At 55.4% G+C, this 15,716-nt stretch carries 24 protein-coding genes; 8 read left to right on the forward strand and 16 right to left on the reverse strand.

Going from position 1 to position 15,716, the window contains the following annotated elements; translation table 11 throughout:
• The 13 genes from Q0526_RS16455 to Q0526_RS16515 all read right to left on the reverse strand — a co-directional run.
• Positions 1–1,888: phage/plasmid primase, P4 family (locus Q0526_RS16455; protein ID WP_298735998.1), on the reverse strand; the 1,888-nt coding region annotated here is incomplete at its 3' end.
• 9 nt (positions 1,889–1,897) lie between these two features.
• Positions 1,898–2,392, reverse strand: a complete 495-nt coding sequence (locus tag Q0526_RS16460) for a hypothetical protein (RefSeq protein WP_298736001.1) — start codon at positions 2,390–2,392, stop codon at positions 1,898–1,900.
• A complete protein-coding gene (locus Q0526_RS16465) occupies positions 2,385–3,836 on the reverse strand; it encodes a DEAD/DEAH box helicase (protein WP_298736004.1) in 1,452 nt (483 codons plus the stop codon). Before Q0526_RS16465 ends, Q0526_RS16460 begins: the two co-directional genes overlap by 8 nt.
• 7 nt (positions 3,837–3,843) lie before the next feature.
• Positions 3,844–4,290, reverse strand: a complete 447-nt coding sequence (locus Q0526_RS16470; RefSeq protein WP_298736007.1) for a hypothetical protein — start codon at positions 4,288–4,290, stop codon at positions 3,844–3,846.
• Positions 4,253–5,203: an AAA family ATPase gene (locus tag Q0526_RS16475; protein ID WP_298736010.1), complete on the reverse strand. Its 951-nt coding sequence runs from the start codon at positions 5,201–5,203 to the stop codon at positions 4,253–4,255. Before Q0526_RS16475 ends, Q0526_RS16470 begins: the two co-directional genes overlap by 38 nt.
• Complete coding sequence (locus Q0526_RS16480; RefSeq protein ID WP_298736013.1) at positions 5,196–5,672, reverse strand: hypothetical protein; 477 nt, start codon at positions 5,670–5,672, stop codon at positions 5,196–5,198. Before Q0526_RS16480 ends, Q0526_RS16475 begins: the two co-directional genes overlap by 8 nt.
• On the reverse strand, positions 5,659–6,243 hold the full coding sequence (locus Q0526_RS16485; RefSeq protein ID WP_298736016.1) for a hypothetical protein: 585 nt from the start codon (positions 6,241–6,243) through the stop codon (positions 5,659–5,661). Before Q0526_RS16485 ends, Q0526_RS16480 begins: the two co-directional genes overlap by 14 nt.
• Positions 6,236–8,245, reverse strand: coding sequence for a hypothetical protein (locus tag Q0526_RS16490; RefSeq protein ID WP_298736019.1), 2,010 nt, complete (start codon positions 8,243–8,245; stop codon positions 6,236–6,238). Before Q0526_RS16490 ends, Q0526_RS16485 begins: the two co-directional genes overlap by 8 nt.
• 3 nt (positions 8,246–8,248) lie before the next feature.
• Positions 8,249–8,449: a hypothetical protein gene (locus Q0526_RS16495; protein ID WP_298736022.1), complete on the reverse strand. Its 201-nt coding sequence runs from the start codon at positions 8,447–8,449 to the stop codon at positions 8,249–8,251.
• The gene (locus tag Q0526_RS16500) at positions 8,446–8,754 is read right to left on the reverse strand and encodes a hypothetical protein (RefSeq protein ID WP_298736025.1); all 309 of its coding nucleotides are present in this window, start codon (positions 8,752–8,754) and stop codon (positions 8,446–8,448) included. The genes Q0526_RS16495 and Q0526_RS16500 overlap by 4 nt, the downstream gene beginning before the upstream one ends.
• Positions 8,739–8,999 (reverse strand): hypothetical protein, encoded by a 261-nt coding sequence (locus tag Q0526_RS16505; RefSeq protein WP_298736027.1) that lies wholly within the window; start codon positions 8,997–8,999, stop codon positions 8,739–8,741. The genes Q0526_RS16500 and Q0526_RS16505 overlap by 16 nt, the downstream gene beginning before the upstream one ends.
• Positions 9,000–9,011: 12 nt before the next feature.
• Positions 9,012–9,254, reverse strand: coding sequence for a hypothetical protein (locus Q0526_RS16510; protein ID WP_298736030.1), 243 nt, complete (start codon positions 9,252–9,254; stop codon positions 9,012–9,014).
• Between the two features lie 38 nt (positions 9,255–9,292).
• Entirely contained in the window at positions 9,293–9,970 is a 678-nt protein-coding gene (locus Q0526_RS16515; protein WP_298736033.1) for a Bro-N domain-containing protein, read from the reverse strand.
• Positions 9,971–10,039: 69 nt separating this feature from the next.
• Between Q0526_RS16515 and Q0526_RS16520 the strand changes: the two genes are divergently transcribed.
• Positions 10,040–10,213, forward strand: coding sequence for a hypothetical protein (locus tag Q0526_RS16520; RefSeq protein WP_298736036.1), 174 nt, complete (start codon positions 10,040–10,042; stop codon positions 10,211–10,213).
• On the opposite strand, the gene Q0526_RS16525 is transcribed toward Q0526_RS16520, so the two are convergent.
• Positions 10,200–10,343, reverse strand: a complete 144-nt coding sequence (locus Q0526_RS16525) for a hypothetical protein (protein WP_298736038.1) — start codon at positions 10,341–10,343, stop codon at positions 10,200–10,202. The genes Q0526_RS16520 and Q0526_RS16525 overlap by 14 nt on opposite strands.
• Before the next feature lie 50 nt (positions 10,344–10,393).
• A complete protein-coding gene (locus Q0526_RS16530) occupies positions 10,394–10,600 on the reverse strand; it encodes a helix-turn-helix transcriptional regulator (protein WP_298736041.1) in 207 nt (68 codons plus the stop codon).
• A gap of 164 nt (positions 10,601–10,764) precedes the next feature.
• Here Q0526_RS16530 and Q0526_RS16535 point away from each other — a divergent pair, with 164 nt between their 5' ends.
• The 4 genes from Q0526_RS16535 (at position 10,765) to Q0526_RS16550 (ending at position 13,365) form a co-directional block, all read left to right on the forward strand.
• Positions 10,765–11,400, forward strand: coding sequence for a LexA family transcriptional regulator (locus Q0526_RS16535; RefSeq protein ID WP_298736044.1), 636 nt, complete (start codon positions 10,765–10,767; stop codon positions 11,398–11,400).
• Positions 11,401–11,430: 30 nt separating this feature from the next.
• A complete protein-coding gene (locus Q0526_RS16540) occupies positions 11,431–11,817 on the forward strand; it encodes a hypothetical protein (RefSeq protein ID WP_298736047.1) in 387 nt (128 codons plus the stop codon).
• A 67-nt stretch (positions 11,818–11,884) separates the two neighbouring features.
• Positions 11,885–12,850 (forward strand): DUF4236 domain-containing protein, encoded by a 966-nt coding sequence (locus Q0526_RS16545; protein ID WP_298736049.1) that lies wholly within the window; start codon positions 11,885–11,887, stop codon positions 12,848–12,850.
• Positions 12,838–13,365: a DUF4231 domain-containing protein gene (locus Q0526_RS16550; protein WP_298736060.1), complete on the forward strand. Its 528-nt coding sequence runs from the start codon at positions 12,838–12,840 to the stop codon at positions 13,363–13,365. The genes Q0526_RS16545 and Q0526_RS16550 overlap by 13 nt, the downstream gene beginning before the upstream one ends.
• On the opposite strand, the gene Q0526_RS16555 is transcribed toward Q0526_RS16550, so the two are convergent.
• Positions 13,344–13,529, reverse strand: a complete 186-nt coding sequence (locus Q0526_RS16555; protein ID WP_298736052.1) for a hypothetical protein — start codon at positions 13,527–13,529, stop codon at positions 13,344–13,346. The genes Q0526_RS16550 and Q0526_RS16555 overlap by 22 nt on opposite strands.
• Positions 13,530–13,561: 32 nt before the next feature.
• Here Q0526_RS16555 and Q0526_RS16560 point away from each other — a divergent pair, with 32 nt between their 5' ends.
• From Q0526_RS16560 to Q0526_RS16570, 3 genes are all read left to right on the forward strand, one after another.
• A complete protein-coding gene (locus Q0526_RS16560; protein WP_298736055.1) occupies positions 13,562–13,981 on the forward strand; it encodes a TIR domain-containing protein in 420 nt (139 codons plus the stop codon).
• 145 nt (positions 13,982–14,126) lie between these two features.
• A complete protein-coding gene (locus tag Q0526_RS16565; protein WP_298736058.1) occupies positions 14,127–15,260 on the forward strand; it encodes a site-specific integrase in 1,134 nt (377 codons plus the stop codon).
• A gap of 363 nt (positions 15,261–15,623) precedes the next feature.
• On the forward strand, positions 15,624–15,716 hold a 93-nt coding region (locus Q0526_RS16570; protein ID WP_298736062.1), incomplete at its 3' end, for a 50S ribosomal protein L31.

Here is a 15,716-nt window from a genome sequence, read left to right on the forward strand (position 1 = left end):
GGATGCGTGGCTTGTAGTTGGTGGCCATGATGAGCTTAAACTCCGGCTTGAACTCGAATTCCCGTCCATACAGATAGCGAGCTGTGACGGTGTCTCCGCCGGTCAGCTGCTTGACGATGGCTTCATCCAGCCAGACATCGGCCGGGCACTCGCTGATCGTTACAAGTCTGGCGCCTTTGAGCCGGGCAATATCGGCCCGGGGGCTGTCGGACTGGCGGCGGGCGGTGATGGTCTCACTCTGGGCATTCATCGCGTAGGAGCCGAACAGGTCGGCCAGTACATCTAGAAAGGTGCTCTTGCCGTTGGAACCATCACCATACAGGAAAAATATGCACTGTTCCCTAGTGGAACCAGTGAGCATGTAGCCCACCATGCACTGCAGATAATGCTGCAGCTGCTCGTCACCGCCGGTCACGCTGTGCAGAAAGCTCTGCCAGACCGGGGCGGTGGCTTTTGGATCGTAGTCTACTCCGGCCAGACGAGTGATGAGGCGGGTGCGGTCATGGGGGTGCAGGGTTCCGCTTCGCAGTTTGAGTACGCCGTTGCCTACATTGAATATCCCACGGGCCTTGTCAAAATCGTTGTCAGTGGCAGGAATGCCGGTCAGATGCTGGGCCTCTTTGAGCAGATTGTCCTTGGCATGGCTGCCGCGGCTTTTCTGAATGAACTTGCGCAGCGCTGCGGCCTGCTGTGGATCATGGATGCCGAAAAGCCCCTTTTCCATGCCGTCCAGCATCTCGTCACACAGCTGCTTGACGGCGGCGGTCTCGTCCCGGCGCCAGACTTGCCCTGTCCACAGCATCCAGCACCCCTGAGTGTAGTTGTAGCGTACCCGCTCACCGTACAGATCCCGGAAGCGCCGGGCGTTGCCGGTATCGTCCAGACTGTAGGTTTTGCGGCCAGGGGCAGGAGCAGTTGGTGTGGGCAGCGGCGCCTGTTTTTTCTCGGGCGTAATGCCCATGCTGCGCAAAAGGTCGGCAACTTCTGCCTCGGTTTCTTCAGCAGAGGTTGCCGGGATCGCGGTGTGGCTTGGATCGTAGACTTCCTGACAGTCGGCCAGAGCGCGGGAGAGAGTAAGATTGCCGTAGGTATCGGCACCGCGCCGCTCGTCCCACTTTTTGCGGTAGAGGCCGCTAGCCCGGAAAGCCGCATCCATGCGCGCCTTGTCGGCACCCAGCCAGAAGGCCAACAGGTTGCAAAGGGCTAAATCCGCCTCGCTGCGGCTGGGGGCGTAGGGCTGCCAGTTGCCGGCAAGCAGGGCAGCCAGTTTCTCGCCACCTTTTGCCTGTTTGGCTTTTTTCAGTATTTCGGAATCCAGCGGCGCCCCGGCCGGCCGGGGCTGCACAGGGATGGCCTGTGCAGCAGTGGGGACGGTGGGTTTCTGTTTTTCCAGATACCGGTGGTAGATTTCGGCGGCTTCGGCGGTGCGCTCAGCCAGAGGCATCGGCGGGTCGTGCCAGCTTCGGCCAGTGACGGTAAAATACCGTCCGCCGTCGTACATCTCCAGCCCCATGCCAGGGGCCAGCGCTTTCCGGCAGGACGGACCCGCTTTGGTGCCGCGCCACAGGATGTGCAAACCGGTGCCGCTGGGGCTGATCTCGGTATAGCTTTGCATGGCTTCGACGATGGACAATGCCGTATCTGCCACAACCCCCGTCTTGGGATCTATGCAGTGATCAATATCGATACCTGCAATACCGCCGCCCAGCACAAAGCCGATGCCACGGCATCCAAGACGGGATACCGCCTCGGTTGCCGTGGCATAATCAGCCCAGGTTCCCGGGTCAGTGCTGCTGGCAGCAGCGCCGTTTCTGGGGCAGATGGGCAGTTTATCGGCTGTGCAGCATACCCACCGCGGTGTTGTTTTAAGTTCCTCGGGTATGCTCATGATTCCTCCTTAAAACGGAACGTCGTCTTCATCAGGCAGCGGTTCAAAATCAGGGTCAGACGCAGGAGCCTTGGGCTTCAGATAGTCGGATACCTGACCAGTGCCCACCAGGCGGTCGAAGAAAACACGCTGGTACTGGGGGTTCTGGCGATCATCCGCCAAAGTGAGCTGGCCAATCTTGCCGGAAAAGTCCTGCAGATGATCCGGCAGCATCGCCAGATGGGGAACATCCACGCCAACAGCCTTTGCAAAGGCTTTGTAGTAGGGAAAGCCTTGAGGTGTAAAGTTGAAGCTGAGATAAAGGAACCGGCTTTTGTAGGGCCCTTCGGTGACGACCCAGCTGGTGGAGAAGCGCGGATAGTTTTTCTTTTCATCCGGCGGATAGATCCGTGCTTCGTTGAGGATGGCCGTATACCGGCCATTGGGTAGCCGACCACCGGTTTCTGCAGTTTCAGCCTGCTGATAGTCATTTTCCAGTGCGTTCAGGTAGGCGTAGTTATCCATGGTTTTTGTCCTCCTTCTGAATGGGGTGAATATTGGCATTCAGTTTACGGTAGACGGTTTTGCGGGCAGACCACTGGCTCTGGCAGGTGGGGACCCATGCGTCTACAAAGTCATAAACAATGGCATCGATCTTGCCGGGGGCCGGTCTCATGATGCGTCCAACGGACTGCTGAATGGCGGTGGAATCCCGCACCGGCTGTACCAGAAACAGGCGGTCAGCGCGGGGAATGTCAAGACCCTCCTTGGCCAGCTGGTAGGTAGCCAGCAAGCAGCGAGCGGGACTGTCCGGAGCGCGCAGCTCCCGCAGTGATTCGGCACGCAGGGGGGCGCGGGTGCTGCCGTTGATACTGCGGCAGAGAATGCCACGCTCTTGCAGGTCCTTATCTTTGGCCAGAGCCTGCTCCAGCCGGGCCAACATATCCAGACTGCTGCCCAGCACGATACAGGTATGCCCTGCCAAAAGGGTGGGCAACAGGTAGGCCAGAATGCGGGCTGTACGGGCGTTGTCTGCGGCCATGTGGCGACGCAGACGGTTGGGGTCGATATGATCGTACTCTCTGGCGCCGGGGCTATAGTGAAATTCGGTCTGTACCGGTTGAATGACCGGCAGTACAGTACCGCCAGCTTCTACCAGCTCCTGCTGGCTCACCTGAGCCAGTGTGTCCCCCAGAATCATATGGATGGTATCTGCTAGGCCGTCGGCTCTGTCGGGCGTGGCCGTCAGCCCGTAGCGGTAATAGGCGGGCAGGCACCCCAGTACGCTGTTGTACATTTCCGCGTTGGCGGGGTTTGCCACCACATGCTGACATTCGTCTATGATGACGGTTCCAAACCGTCCGGCAAGCTCGTCCAGATCCATGTGGTAGAGTGTCTGTATGGTGGCTACCGTCAGGTTGGTGCCGATATGGCGATGCCTTCCGGCCAGCATGCCAAGCTGGTCGCCGGTCAGACCCAGTCGAAGAAAGGCGCGGTCCTGTACTTGGCGGATAAGGTCGATGGTGTGGGCAATCCACAGCACCGGCTGTCCGATTGCCTTGGCAAGGTACAGCCCGGTCTCTGTTTTTCCGGCGCCGCAGGGCATTACGATGACACCCTGTGGCACCTTGCTTTCCAGCACGGCCCGGGCCGTGCGCTGCTGGTAGTCCCGCAGCCGGATATCACTTGCCGGCCACTGGGGGACAGGGCAGAGGGTCATGCAGTCCCGCCGGCTTGTTCCCTTGGGGCGGTTGCGCCAAATCTCCATGGCCAGCCCCCGGGGCAGGATCAGTTCGTTGTTGTCCACCTGATAGAGCATCAGTTCTTTGGGAATATTCCAAGTTGGTAATCCCATGGCCGATGCCCTCTGGTAAGCAGGGTTGGGGATGGTCAGGCGATCCATCAGTTGGTGCCGCAGTTTGGCGGGACAGTCGATCAGATGGAGGCGTCCGTCCAATGTTACAATCACGGTGCGCTCACCTCCCAAACTCGCAGGCATCTGCCAGCGTCCGTGGCTGATGCCCCAGAGGGAGGCTTCCTCGGTCCCCGGCCAGAATGCGGTCCCGCACCGTCCACCAAGGCACGAACACCCGGAGCGGAGGGTCCAGCCGCCGCACAGCCAGCAGGGCAAAGCCGCCGGCGTCCTCGAACCGGCTGAGGTTTTCGATCTCGTTGGTGCGCAGGGCGGAAAAGGGCAGATTTCCCCGGGCGATGCTCTTGCACTCGATGGCCAGAGCGCGGCCTTCCACCTGAGCGCTGATGTCGAAGGGCTGGCCGTGCCAGGACTTGGGCCAGCACCGGGCCCAGGCCTGAGGTAAAGCGTTCAGTTCCTCGCAAAGCTGTTCTTCCCAGACGGTGCCGTTGCGGTTGCGTTGCTGCTGCAGTTTATCCCTGTGCTGCCGCTTTTTCTTCGCCGGAATCATGGGCAGGCGCCTCCTCTCTCTTTTTGCGGGTATCCAGAGCGATCTTGTAGCAGTTTCGGCACAGCGGACGGCCAAACTGCTTTTCACCCAGAGCTGCTACATCGGCGGCGGGAATGATCTCGCCAGTGGCGCGGTTGACACCGGACTGGATGATCTTCCCACAGTCGGTACACATCCAACGCTGCGGCTCCTGACCGTCGTTCAGCCATGCGGCCAGCTGCTGCCCCAGTTCCGGCGTAATGACGGCGCTCAGACCATCCAGAAAGGTTACATCCTTGCTGGTGGTAGCAACATGGTTGCGGGCAATGTTCAGCACGATGTCGAACTCATATTCCAGATTATCTCGTTGGATGGGGGCAAGGCCCAGTTTGACCGGTTCCATCTTGCCCCGCTCGTTGGGCTGCAGGGCGTAGTCCTGCTTGACCCGCAGCGTGCAGATGGTATGGCAGGGAACCGACAGAATGGAATCCACCAGACTGTTCTGCAGCTTGCCGGCGGCGTTCCATGCAGTGTAGCTGTTTTGGCCGCGCTGGTTGGCGGCGATCTGATCTTTATATTCCAGCACACCGCCCTCGCCGCTCCAGGCGTGGGAAAGGCTGTCCACAATGACCACGCCGTCCGGGCCTACGGCTTCGGCGCCGGTGCGCACATACTGGATGTACTTCTCCACGGTATAAGGCGGGTCCAGATGGGCATACAGAAAAGCGCCGGTGGGAGTGGGCAGGTCGCTGCGGGTGGCGTATTCTCTTGCACGCTCGTGCTCAGTGTCGATCAGGGCGACTTTGGACCAGTCGCCGGTCATGCCGAAGGCAATATACAGGGCGCTCAGTGTCTTGCCGCCGCCGGACACCCCCTGCAGGGCCATGCGGAGCTTGGCTTTTTCCCGGGTCACCGGGGTGAACAAATTACTCATTCTGAGATACCTCCTTTTTTGCGGCCTCCCGGGCCGCCACGGTGCAGACCATATCCAACACTTCCCGTTTTTCATATTGCGGGGTGCCGGTAGGATAGGGATTGTTCCAGTAATCCCGGTAGTGCCGGTCATCTTCCACCTTTTTGACCTGCTGTTCCAATGTCCTCATACGGTTTTCGTAGAGGTCTGAAAGGGGATAGGGGGCCGCAATCGGGTGGCGGCCCAGAACCTCTTCCAAAAGATTCAGAGAAACATACAAATCAATGGCAGAGATTTTGGCATAGCCGATACGCATGCCAAGGGCTTCCGAGTTTACAGGTTCGCTGCGCAACAAGTTTGCAATATACTCCTGCATCTGACCGGCCTGAAAGAGGAGTGTCCCCAGGTCATGCAATACACGATATTCAATGCGCTGGGGACCGTACAGTGCTGCGGCTCTGGGCAGCGTAGTGGCATCATACCCGGTCATGGTTGCCACCTCCCGGCTTGCGGTAGTCGATTTCCCCAAGTTTGGCGGTCAGGTCGGGGCGGATGCGCTCGACCGTTTCCAGATAGATCACCGTGCCTGTCTCGGGGTCATGCCAGCGTCCCCAGGGCATGGCATTGTAAATGTCCAGCACATCGCCGCCGAAGGTGGCCAGTCGGTCCAGCATCTCGATGCCGACTGTGTCAAACCACCGGATGCGGTGGCCATCGCTCTGTGCCGCCCGGTACCCCATGCAGGCAAAGTCCATGGTGATGAGGCTGTCTTCCAGCACGGGGGAATCCTGCAGTGTGGGCAGCGGCTCAGGCATACCGTCCAACTGGTCCGGGGCATCGCCGTAGGCATCCATACACCACCATCCCTCTCCCTTGTGGGGCAGGCCGTGGCACCAGCCGGCAATCAGTCCCAGTACCGGGCCGGGGACATATTTCCACAGCATGGCGCAGGCCCAGCCAGAACCGACCAGACACAGCACATCCTTTGCGCTGCGCCATACTTTTACGCCGCCGCCTTTGTAGGCTGCTTTCATCAGCTTCACCAGTTTTTTCTCATTCAAAATCGTCATCCTCCTCACTGTCCATATCGTACCCATCGGGGGCGCAGACGCGCACCGTGTCCAGCAAGGTGCGGGCAACCTGCAAGACGTGTGCTACTACTTTGCCGTAGGCGGTCGGGGAAAGCTGCGCCTGTTTTAACTGGGTGCGCAGCAGAATACGCAGGTTTTCTGCCGTCTCGTACAGGGTATCTGCGGTGCGCTGGCAGGCGTCGGCGTCGGGGCGGGCGGTGGCTAGCTGCTGCTGTAGGTCGGCTATCTGGCTCTGGGCGTTCAGTTTTTCCTGATGGGCCCTGCGCACCGTTTCCTGCATCGTGGCGGCCATGCGGTCGGCACCTTCCCGGCGCCAGACTTCGATCTGCTCCTCGCCGGGCTGAACCACCGCCACATCACGGGGCTGGTTTTCCAGTTCACGGATTTTGGCTTTCAGTTCGGTGTTCTCTGTGCCGCGCTGCTCGGCCAGCTTTTGGGCGCCGGCGGCTCTGTTTTCGGCAGCTTTGGCGCGGGATTCGGCGTTTGCGGCGCGATTTTCTGCTGCAATGCGGGCCTCGTTTGCTTGCTGGCAGCGCTGCTGTTCATCGGCCAAAAGGGCGCTTGTGCCTGCACCGGATTGCCTCTCGGTGGCGAGAGCTCGTTCGGCTTCCTCCCGGGCGGCCTGTTCTACTTTCAGCTTGGCCAGCAAATCCTGATACTGCTTGTGGGTGGTGATGTCTCCATCCTTGACGGCTTGAACCAACTCGGCCGGGGCCGAGGGTTTGGCGGCGGCATAGAGCAGGGAAGGACTTGCCGCTTCCAATGTGGCTTGTTCTTCGGGAGTGGAGCCTGTGAGAAGTGCTTGCACCTGCAGCAGTTGGTAAGCTGTGGTTTTACTGATCCCAACGGACCTGCACCATGCGACGAAGGTTTCTTCCGTGTGTTGATTGTGCCCGTCCGAATTTCGGACGAGCTCCTCGTGCGCCATATCCACAGCACCAGCCAGGTCGACAATGTATTTTTGCCTTGCCGATCGGATTATGCTTTCCGCCAGATGCAGCGTGTCCACGGTGACAACATCCAGCTCGCTGTAATCAAAGGTCGGGACATTTGTGTCCTTAGCTGCCAAAGAGGCAGGTCCGGCAGCGGACAGGCCTTGTTCGGCAGCTCCAGCATCCGCACGGGAGGCGGGGGCCGCAGGGGTAGGGTTTGCACGATGCCTGATGTCATGGGTGCATTCGCTTTGCGAACAGTTGCAATGTCCGTCACAATCGGATCGACCAAATACATCACGCCCACCAGCGCAGGTGCAATCAGAACGTTTACATCCGTAGCATGCACAGGCGGCAACCTCACCGTCTGCGCCGGTCTTTGCACCGGCATCGGCATTCGGGGACGGCAAAGGCTGCGCATCCGATACAGTAGGAGCACACAGCGGAGCATCGGCGGCCGCATGGGTAGGGTTTTCGGGCGGGCAAAGGCCATCCGGTGCAATGCACCCGAGCCCCATATCCGATTTGTCGCAGTGAGCCTGTGGGCAATCTTCATCCTCGCAGTCAGGGCAGCGGCAACTTTCACAGGGAGAGTAGGCCTCCCTTGTCTTCTCCGGCTCTGCCTTCTGCCACCCATGTGCCCGGGCGTATTCGTCCAGTACCTCCTGCAGGTCCGCAGTCGTGTAGGCTTCTCCCTTTACAGCGGCCAGCACCCCGCTCAGCGTCCAGCGGTCCGTCCCTTTGGCCTTGCACATCAGGGCCGGGGCGCTCTTGTGCTTCCGAACGGCAAAGAGGGTGCCGTACTCGTTTTGGTAGATAACCGGCTCTTCCGGCTCGGCGGATAGCGAGGCCAGATACCGTTCTTCCCGCTCACGCTCCTGCCGGAGTTCCTCCTCCGCCAGCAGTTCATCCTGGTCGGGAATTCCCTCTGTGCAATACCGGTTGTTGACGTAATAGTCACAGTCCCGCTCGTGTCCGATCACCTTGCAGGTGCGCTCGCACTCCTGCTGGAGCGGACAGCGGTCGTTTTGTTTTTTCATGGGTTACACCTCCATATTGCCGTGCATCTCGGCATCGCGAGCCGCTTTTCCGGCGTTGGCTGCGGCGTAAGCACAGCGGATTTTGTCCAGCTTGATGCGGTCACACCAATGGTCACCGAGGATTTCCTCCACCGTTTCATGCAAAAGCAACTCGGCATCCGCACGGCCTTTTTGGAACGCTACGGTGATTTCGTCGTAGATCACAGTCGCTTCACCTCCATGGCGCGAAACTTGTCGGCCAGATCTTCGGCCAGAGATTGCAGCAGAGGAACCTGCCGGCCACGCCTCCAGCCTACGATCAAAAGGCGGCCATAATACCATTGGTCATCATAGAAGCGGGTGGGCATTGCGCGACCGGGAAGGCCCGGAAGGTATACCAAGGCTGCGGGTTGGGTGCTGAATAGTCTCACTCGGACAGGGCCGCCTAAATAAGCATCCAGCCCCTGAGCAGTGTCTGGTACGTTGCGGATATCGGGCGGCTGGCCGGGATCGATTAAGATGCCGCGCATTCGGACACCTCCTCGTCCAGAGCAAACCAGACGCCCAGCAGAGCATTGAGCACCAGTACCCCGACCAGCAGCGCGGGCAGGTTCAGCGCGGCCACAGCCGCAGCTATGTAGATGCTCAGGGTCACGCAAGCGGTCTTGACCGCGGCGCGCAGGTAGGGTACAATGGGGTTGAGCTTTTGCGTAGGCTCGTTTTTGTGGCCGTTCCGGTGTGCCAGCACCGGGGCGGCTGTTTTGTTTTGTGTCATGGGAAACTCCTTTCATATTTTGATAGTTTCGGTTTTGAGGAAATCGTCCAGCCAACAGTAGGCACCGGCCCGGCTGATGATATAGCGCCGGTCGTGGCCTTCACCAGCAGGCAAGCCGACGGCAAAGGGAAACTTGCCAGCCACAATGTAATCGCCCATGGTGTCAGGGTTGGCGGGCAAAAGGTTGGCTTTGAAGTATTCGCACAGATCATACATGGTCATGGTGGGGTTGAGGGACAGATCCATGGTCTGCACGGCGGGTCACCTCCTTGCAGTAGCGACTATGGGCCCGGTCACTTTTTGCTGCTGGCCAGCATCTGCTGTGCCATTTCGTCCAGCATGGTGTTCAGCGTCTCATCCATCGAGGGTGTGGCCAGCGCCACAATCTGGATTTGGTCGATGCAGTTGTTGATCTCGTTCTGCACCCGCAGGGCCAGATCCTCGAAGCTCCGTACATAGTCGCACATCTTTCCGTAACTGGCTTTTGCGGCCATATACTGTGCCTTGGCATCGTCGCGGCCCTTGCGTGCTTTCGCAAGCGATTGCTGGATGTCCACCAGATCTCGCTTGCGGTCAGCCAGAAGGCAGAACCATTCCCGCAGGAGTTGGTTGTTTTGCCGCAGCCGTTCCAGCTCGGCAGGGTCTGCACCGTACATTCCGCTCTTGCGGATGTCGGGCAGCACTTCATCAAACACCCAGCGCTCGAACTTTTCTGCACTGGGCAGCTTCGAGTGGGTGATGAGCCGGTACAGGTCGCCTTCGGGGAGAAAGTTGGCCTGCTGTTTGCGGCCTAGATTATCGGTGAGGTAACGTTTCGTTACCCCACGGCAGTGGTCGTTCAGAGCCTTGCTCTGGTTCTTATATCCCAACGCCTTGCAGGCGTCCGCACCGCAGAACAGCGGCTTGCCGTCCTCGTACAGGATGCGGACACTGCCAAACGCGGCGTTGGTGTAGGTTTGTAAATCGGTCACTTTTAGATAGCCTCCTTGTGGGTTTGTACTTCCTGCGGTAAAATAGAGGCAGGAAGGGAGGTGAAATAATTGGATAAGAAAATGGAGCGCGCTCTTGAAATTGCTGCCCAGATTAGTGCCGCAAAGGCATCCAGCAGTTCTGCAACGGTCTGCAAAGAATCTGGTCAACGATTCGGAGAATTCTTCGGCGAAATCTATAAAGCTGTTCTCGAAATCGAGAATCAGGATACTACTGAAGCTTAAGGATTTCGACTAAAACGGCGGCGACCTCTGGCAGAGCTTGCACCTCTGTATCAGAGGTCGCCTTTTTTGAGGTTCGTTCCACAAATTCAAGAAGCGCACTTTCAAGACGCTTGACGGATTCGTTATCCATCCTGTTCACCTCCTTTGTTGTGTTCATGGCTGGGTAGAAATATTTTCAACCTACGAGCAGAAAAAAATGGCCTCCTTTTCGGGGATGTCAAGCCCCAGCAATCCAGCAAGGGCGGCGATTTCGCTGGCCTTAAATTCGCTGTCGTTGTCAATCTTTTGCTGTAAGGCCTGCCTTGAAATACCCATCTTCTCGGCGAGGAAACTAATTTTCAGCCCAGAAGCCCGAATTGCATCCCGGAGACGTTTCGTGTCGGTCATCGGCGATTTTAACCTCCTCTCTTGATTTTTGAGGTTGAAATAATTTCAACCCGCATTCAATATACCACTCGGTTGAAATGTTGTCAACATGTTTTTGCAGAAAAGTTGATTTTTCTGACACTGTGTGCTATACTGAAACCGAAAAAAGAAAGGAGGCTCGTGAAGTGTCAACCATAGGAGACCGAATCAAAGCCCGCCGTGAAGCGCTTGGTATGACGCAGGAAGAGCTGGCTGACCTTCTTGGATACCGCGGTAAATCCAGTGTATCCAAGTTAGAAAGTGGGCAGGGAGACCCTGGACAGTCAAAGGTTTTGGCCTTCGCCCGCGCATTGAAAACCACGCCTGCGTACCTTATGGGGTGGGTTGAAGATCCCATGCCTACTGGTATCCCTCCCGGTTTCGAACCTCTCCCCAAAATGGTCAAGCGTCCTCTGGTTGGCAGCATTGCCTGTGGTGAGCCGATCACCGCGGAAGAAAACATTGAAGACTATGTGGACGTGCCGGAAGATACCCACTGTGACTTCTGTCTGCGTTGCAAGGGCGACAGCATGATTGATGCAGGTATTCATGACGGTGACTTGGTATATATCCACATCCAGCCGGAGGTAGAGAACGGCCAGATCGCAGCGGTACGTATTGATGGGGAAGCCACCCTGAAGCGCGTGTTCTGGGATAGTGCCAACCAGGTGTTGCAGTTGGTTCCTGCGAACAGCTCTTATATGCCAAAGGTTTATAGCGGACAGGCCTTGGAAAATGTCCATGTCGAAGGTCGTGCGGTGGGGTTTACGCATTGGTTCTAAGGGGGCAATTTGCCAACAAAGGAGGATGTCATGAAAAAACTTATTTCGTTATGTTTCATGGGCGCTCTGGTTCTGTCCTTGTGCGCGTGCGGATCAGCAGATCCATCTGAGTGTGTTGAAGATATTTCTTTGTTTGGTACAGAAGATGGAACCGCATATTATGATGTCAGTCTTACCGATGATACTGACTGGGCAGATATGACGAGCAAGGAACAGGCGGATATCGCGCTCTATGCTATCAATCAGTGCCGTGACTTAGAAGAATCAACCGGAAATAATTGCAACGTGACAGGGTGGAAGGATGGCGTCATTGCTTTTTCTTGGGGAGGAGTCGATGGCGTTGCAAAAATTAGAATGTATGACGAGGACGGCACCCTTGATCACACGTGGGAACTATCCGATAAAGATCTGAAATAATAAAAAACGCCCCCGGTGCGGCAACACCCGAGGAGTTTGAATGGACTGAGGAAGAAGGTAATCTTGTATGGGGTTTAGGTTTAGAAAAAGTAAGAGTTTTGGACCATTTAGAGTGAATTTAAGTAAGAGCGGTGTTGGATGGAGTTTTGGAAATAAGTGGTTCCGTTACACAAAAAAAGCAGGTGGAGGGACACGCACTACAAGTTCTATTCCGGGAACAGGGATTTCTTATGTAAAAGATTACGGTGCAGGACGCGGAAAAAAGAAGGGGTCTGCTCCTTCACATCCGGTACAACCTTCCGGTAATGGTCCAACGGGAACAAACTCAGGCTGCCTTATGTGGGGAGTCTCCATTTGTCTGATCTTGTGCTTCTTTTCTTTTTTCATAAGTCTTACTGGCATTTGCTGTCTGCTGACTGGATTGTTACTCCTTCCAGTAAAAACGTGGCAGGAGTTCCTTTCGCGGTTTCTCCCGGCCGAAAGCCGAACGAAAAAAATGCTCGCTGGCGGACTTTTCATTCTGGCGATTCTATTTTACGCAATCCCGTTTACATCTCCTGTGCATGAAGATGCGGTACCATCTCCTACACCTCCATCCATGGTTTCGGATCCCGTAGAGGAGGCTACTCCTACACCGTCTCCTTTGCCTACTTATACACCCACTCCTTCTCCGACCACGAAACCGACTCCAAGCCCAACGCCTAGTCCCGTAGTTACCCCGAGCCCGACACCGGAACCTACGGCGGTACCTACACCCGTGCCCACAGCGGTTCCTGTACAACAAGCCGCAGCACCGGAGCTGTCTGCAGCTGGCGGGGGATCAGGGAACGATGCGCCAGCAGTGCAGCCAGAAGCACCCACGGAAGTTGTAGAGCCTTCTGGTCAAGGTGGAACCGTTTATATTGCTAGCAGTGGAAAAGGGAAAAAGTATCACAGTGACCCGAACTGCAGCAGTATGAACGGCGCAACACCGTTGACTAAGTCGGAAGCAGAAGCCCGCGGATATACACCTTGCAAAAAGTGTTACGGGTAAGACTTATAAAAAGAGCCTCCGGCGCGGTAACGCCAGAGGCAGAAAGGAAAAATTATTTGAGAATAGAAGATTATTTGAAAGATCGTGTTGAAGATCAAATAAATTGGTATGATAAGAAGGCAATAAGCGCCCAGAAACAATACAAAAAGCTTCAATTCGTTGAAATAATTGTGGCAGCGTGTATTCCCTTATTGGTCGGATATGTTGGGCGCTTTAGCTGGATGCAATTTGTTATAGGAGTTTTGGGAGTAATCATTACTGTCATTGAGGGATATATTTCGCTTAATAAAGTTCACGAGAATTGGATAGAGTACAGATCAACTTGCGAGCTGCTCCGGCACGAAAAATTCCTTTTCGAGATGAAAGCACCACCGTATGGCGATTCGGAGTCAACAGAAGGTTTATTTGTGAAAAATATCGAGCTTCTTATATCTTCTGAAAGTAATAAATGGAAAGCCACAAATTCAAATCCTGTTTCAACAAAGAATCAGGGTCACTCTTCTACGGGTTCGTAAGTCTTTTCGAAAATATCTGGCTTGCAAGGATATTGTTCTCCATTAACGCCAGTGATGATCCAATCCCCGGGTGAAGCGTGCATGGTTCCTTCCAAAGTTTCAATATTCATTTCTTTAGATGTTTGATATGCGTCTACGATGATTTTCTTTTTCTGAAATTTCATTTTTGTACCTCATGAGAAAGGATGAAATAAAGATGCCAGCACTGTATTCTTATCGGATTTTTATTAGCCATGCATGGAAATATGGCGACGAATATTCAAGGCTTGTTAGATTGCTGGATAATGCCCCGTATTTTTCATGTTACAATTACTCAGCCCCTAAGGAAAAGCCTCTTGCTCTTTCAAGGGAAAGTGCAACAACAAGGGAAATTGCAGAAGCAATTTCCGATAAGATCAAAAGAGCACAAGTGGTTTTGGTTTTAGGTGGGATGTATGGAATATATCATAGTTGGATGCAGTTTGAAGTTGATGAGGCAAGACGGCTTGGAAAGCCAATTATTGCAATTATGCCCTGGGGCCAAATAAATATGCCAGCTTATCTAAGAGAAAAAGCGGATAGGGTAGTGGGGTGGAACACAAGTTCTATTGTTTCAGCTATAAGAGAGTTGGTATAAAGCAAATAATAGAAACGCCCGGTCGGCGGCAACCGGCAGGGCGTCAGATAGATCAGCTTGCCTGAAGGCAATAATCCGACCTAGTCCAATTCGGATTATACCACCTCCGGGCAGGCTTTGACAAGTGTACCTCGGAGGTGGTTTTATGTTGTGTGTTCGCTGCCGCCGCGAGATCCCGGATGACTCCCGGTTGTGTTGTTACTGCGGTAAACGGCAAGCAGGTGCTGCTGCACCCCAGCGCCGCCAGCGGCGTCGGCCACGTGGGCAGGGGAGTGTGTGGAAAGACCCGCGCAACCACAACCGCCCTTGGGTGGCCAGAGCGGCGGATGGTACCTACATTGGCTGCTTCGCGGAATCCAGCGAGGCGGTGCGGGAGCTCGATGCGGTGAATGCCCGACTGATTGCGCCCGATCGGCAGATGTATACCTTCTCCGATGTGTATGACCGGTGGAGCGTGCTGCATTTTCCCAAGATTACGAAGTCGGCCCAGCAATCCTATCAGAATGCCTATCGCAAGGCAGAACCGATACAGGGGCGCCGTATGATGGATTTGAAGACTGAAGATTATCAGGAAATCATCACCGATATGGCTGCGCATAAGGTCAGCCGTAGTCTATGTGAGAAGCAGCGGCAGCTGTTCAGCCAACTGTGCCAGTATGCCATGCGTCAGGACATCATCCATACCAACTATGCGCAGGGGCTGGTTTTGCCCAGCGCCAGCGCCCCACAGACGCGAGTTTTAAGCGACTCCGAGGTGCAGGCTATATGGACCATGGCGGATGACAAGCGCCTTGGGGAAACGGCCCGCATTGCGCTTGTGCTGACCTACACAGGCATGCGCTTGAATGAACTGCTCACCGCCCGCCGGGAAAATGTGCATCTGGAAGATGGCTACCTGATTGGTGGAGAAAAGACTGAGGCTGGCCGGAACCGAGTGATCCCGCTGCATGCCGACATCCAGCCATTTATAGAAGACTGGCTGGATGGAAATGACACGGACTTCCTGATCCCGTCTAAGTATGGTATTCCACGGGACCACAACAATGTGCGAAAATCCTTTGGTAGTCTGATGAAGAAATTGGGCATCCAAGGCGTGAAGCCCCACACCTGCCGCCATACCGCCGCCACTAAGATGATGGCTTCCGGTCTGGCACCTGAGGTGGTGAAACAGATTCTGGGACACGCGGATATCACCACCACGCTCAACATTTATACACATCCTGACGTCAGTTTGTTGGTGGGCGGGATGGCGTCTGTAAATTGGCGTAAGCCTGTATAAGACCTGTATAAACCCGTTTTTTGGCGTTGCATCGCGTAGAGGGGTGGCCTTCCCAAGCAGTAGGTGGCGAGTTCGAGACTCGTATCCCGCTCCAAAGCTGTAAAATCTTCTTTTTAGATAGATTTTACAGCTTTTTTTGTGCCTAGCATTCATGGCACAGGCAAAACAAGAAAAAACCGACGTTTTGCGGATTTTTTCTTGACAAATGGTGCGGTTTCTGCTAGAATATTTCAGCAATCGTTCAGATGGCTGCTCCATTCGCACAGGATGGCGAATGCTGGTAGCCGCAATTCGAAGATTGTGATGAGCACATATATTGAGTATGGCTCCCGTAATCATGATCGAGAAAGAGGTGAAAATACCATGAAGAAGGGCATCCATCCGAACTATGTGGATTGCACGATCACTTGTGCCTGCGGCAACGTGATTCACACTCGTGACACCAAGCCGGAGATC

The organism is uncultured Subdoligranulum sp., assembly GCF_937890665.1.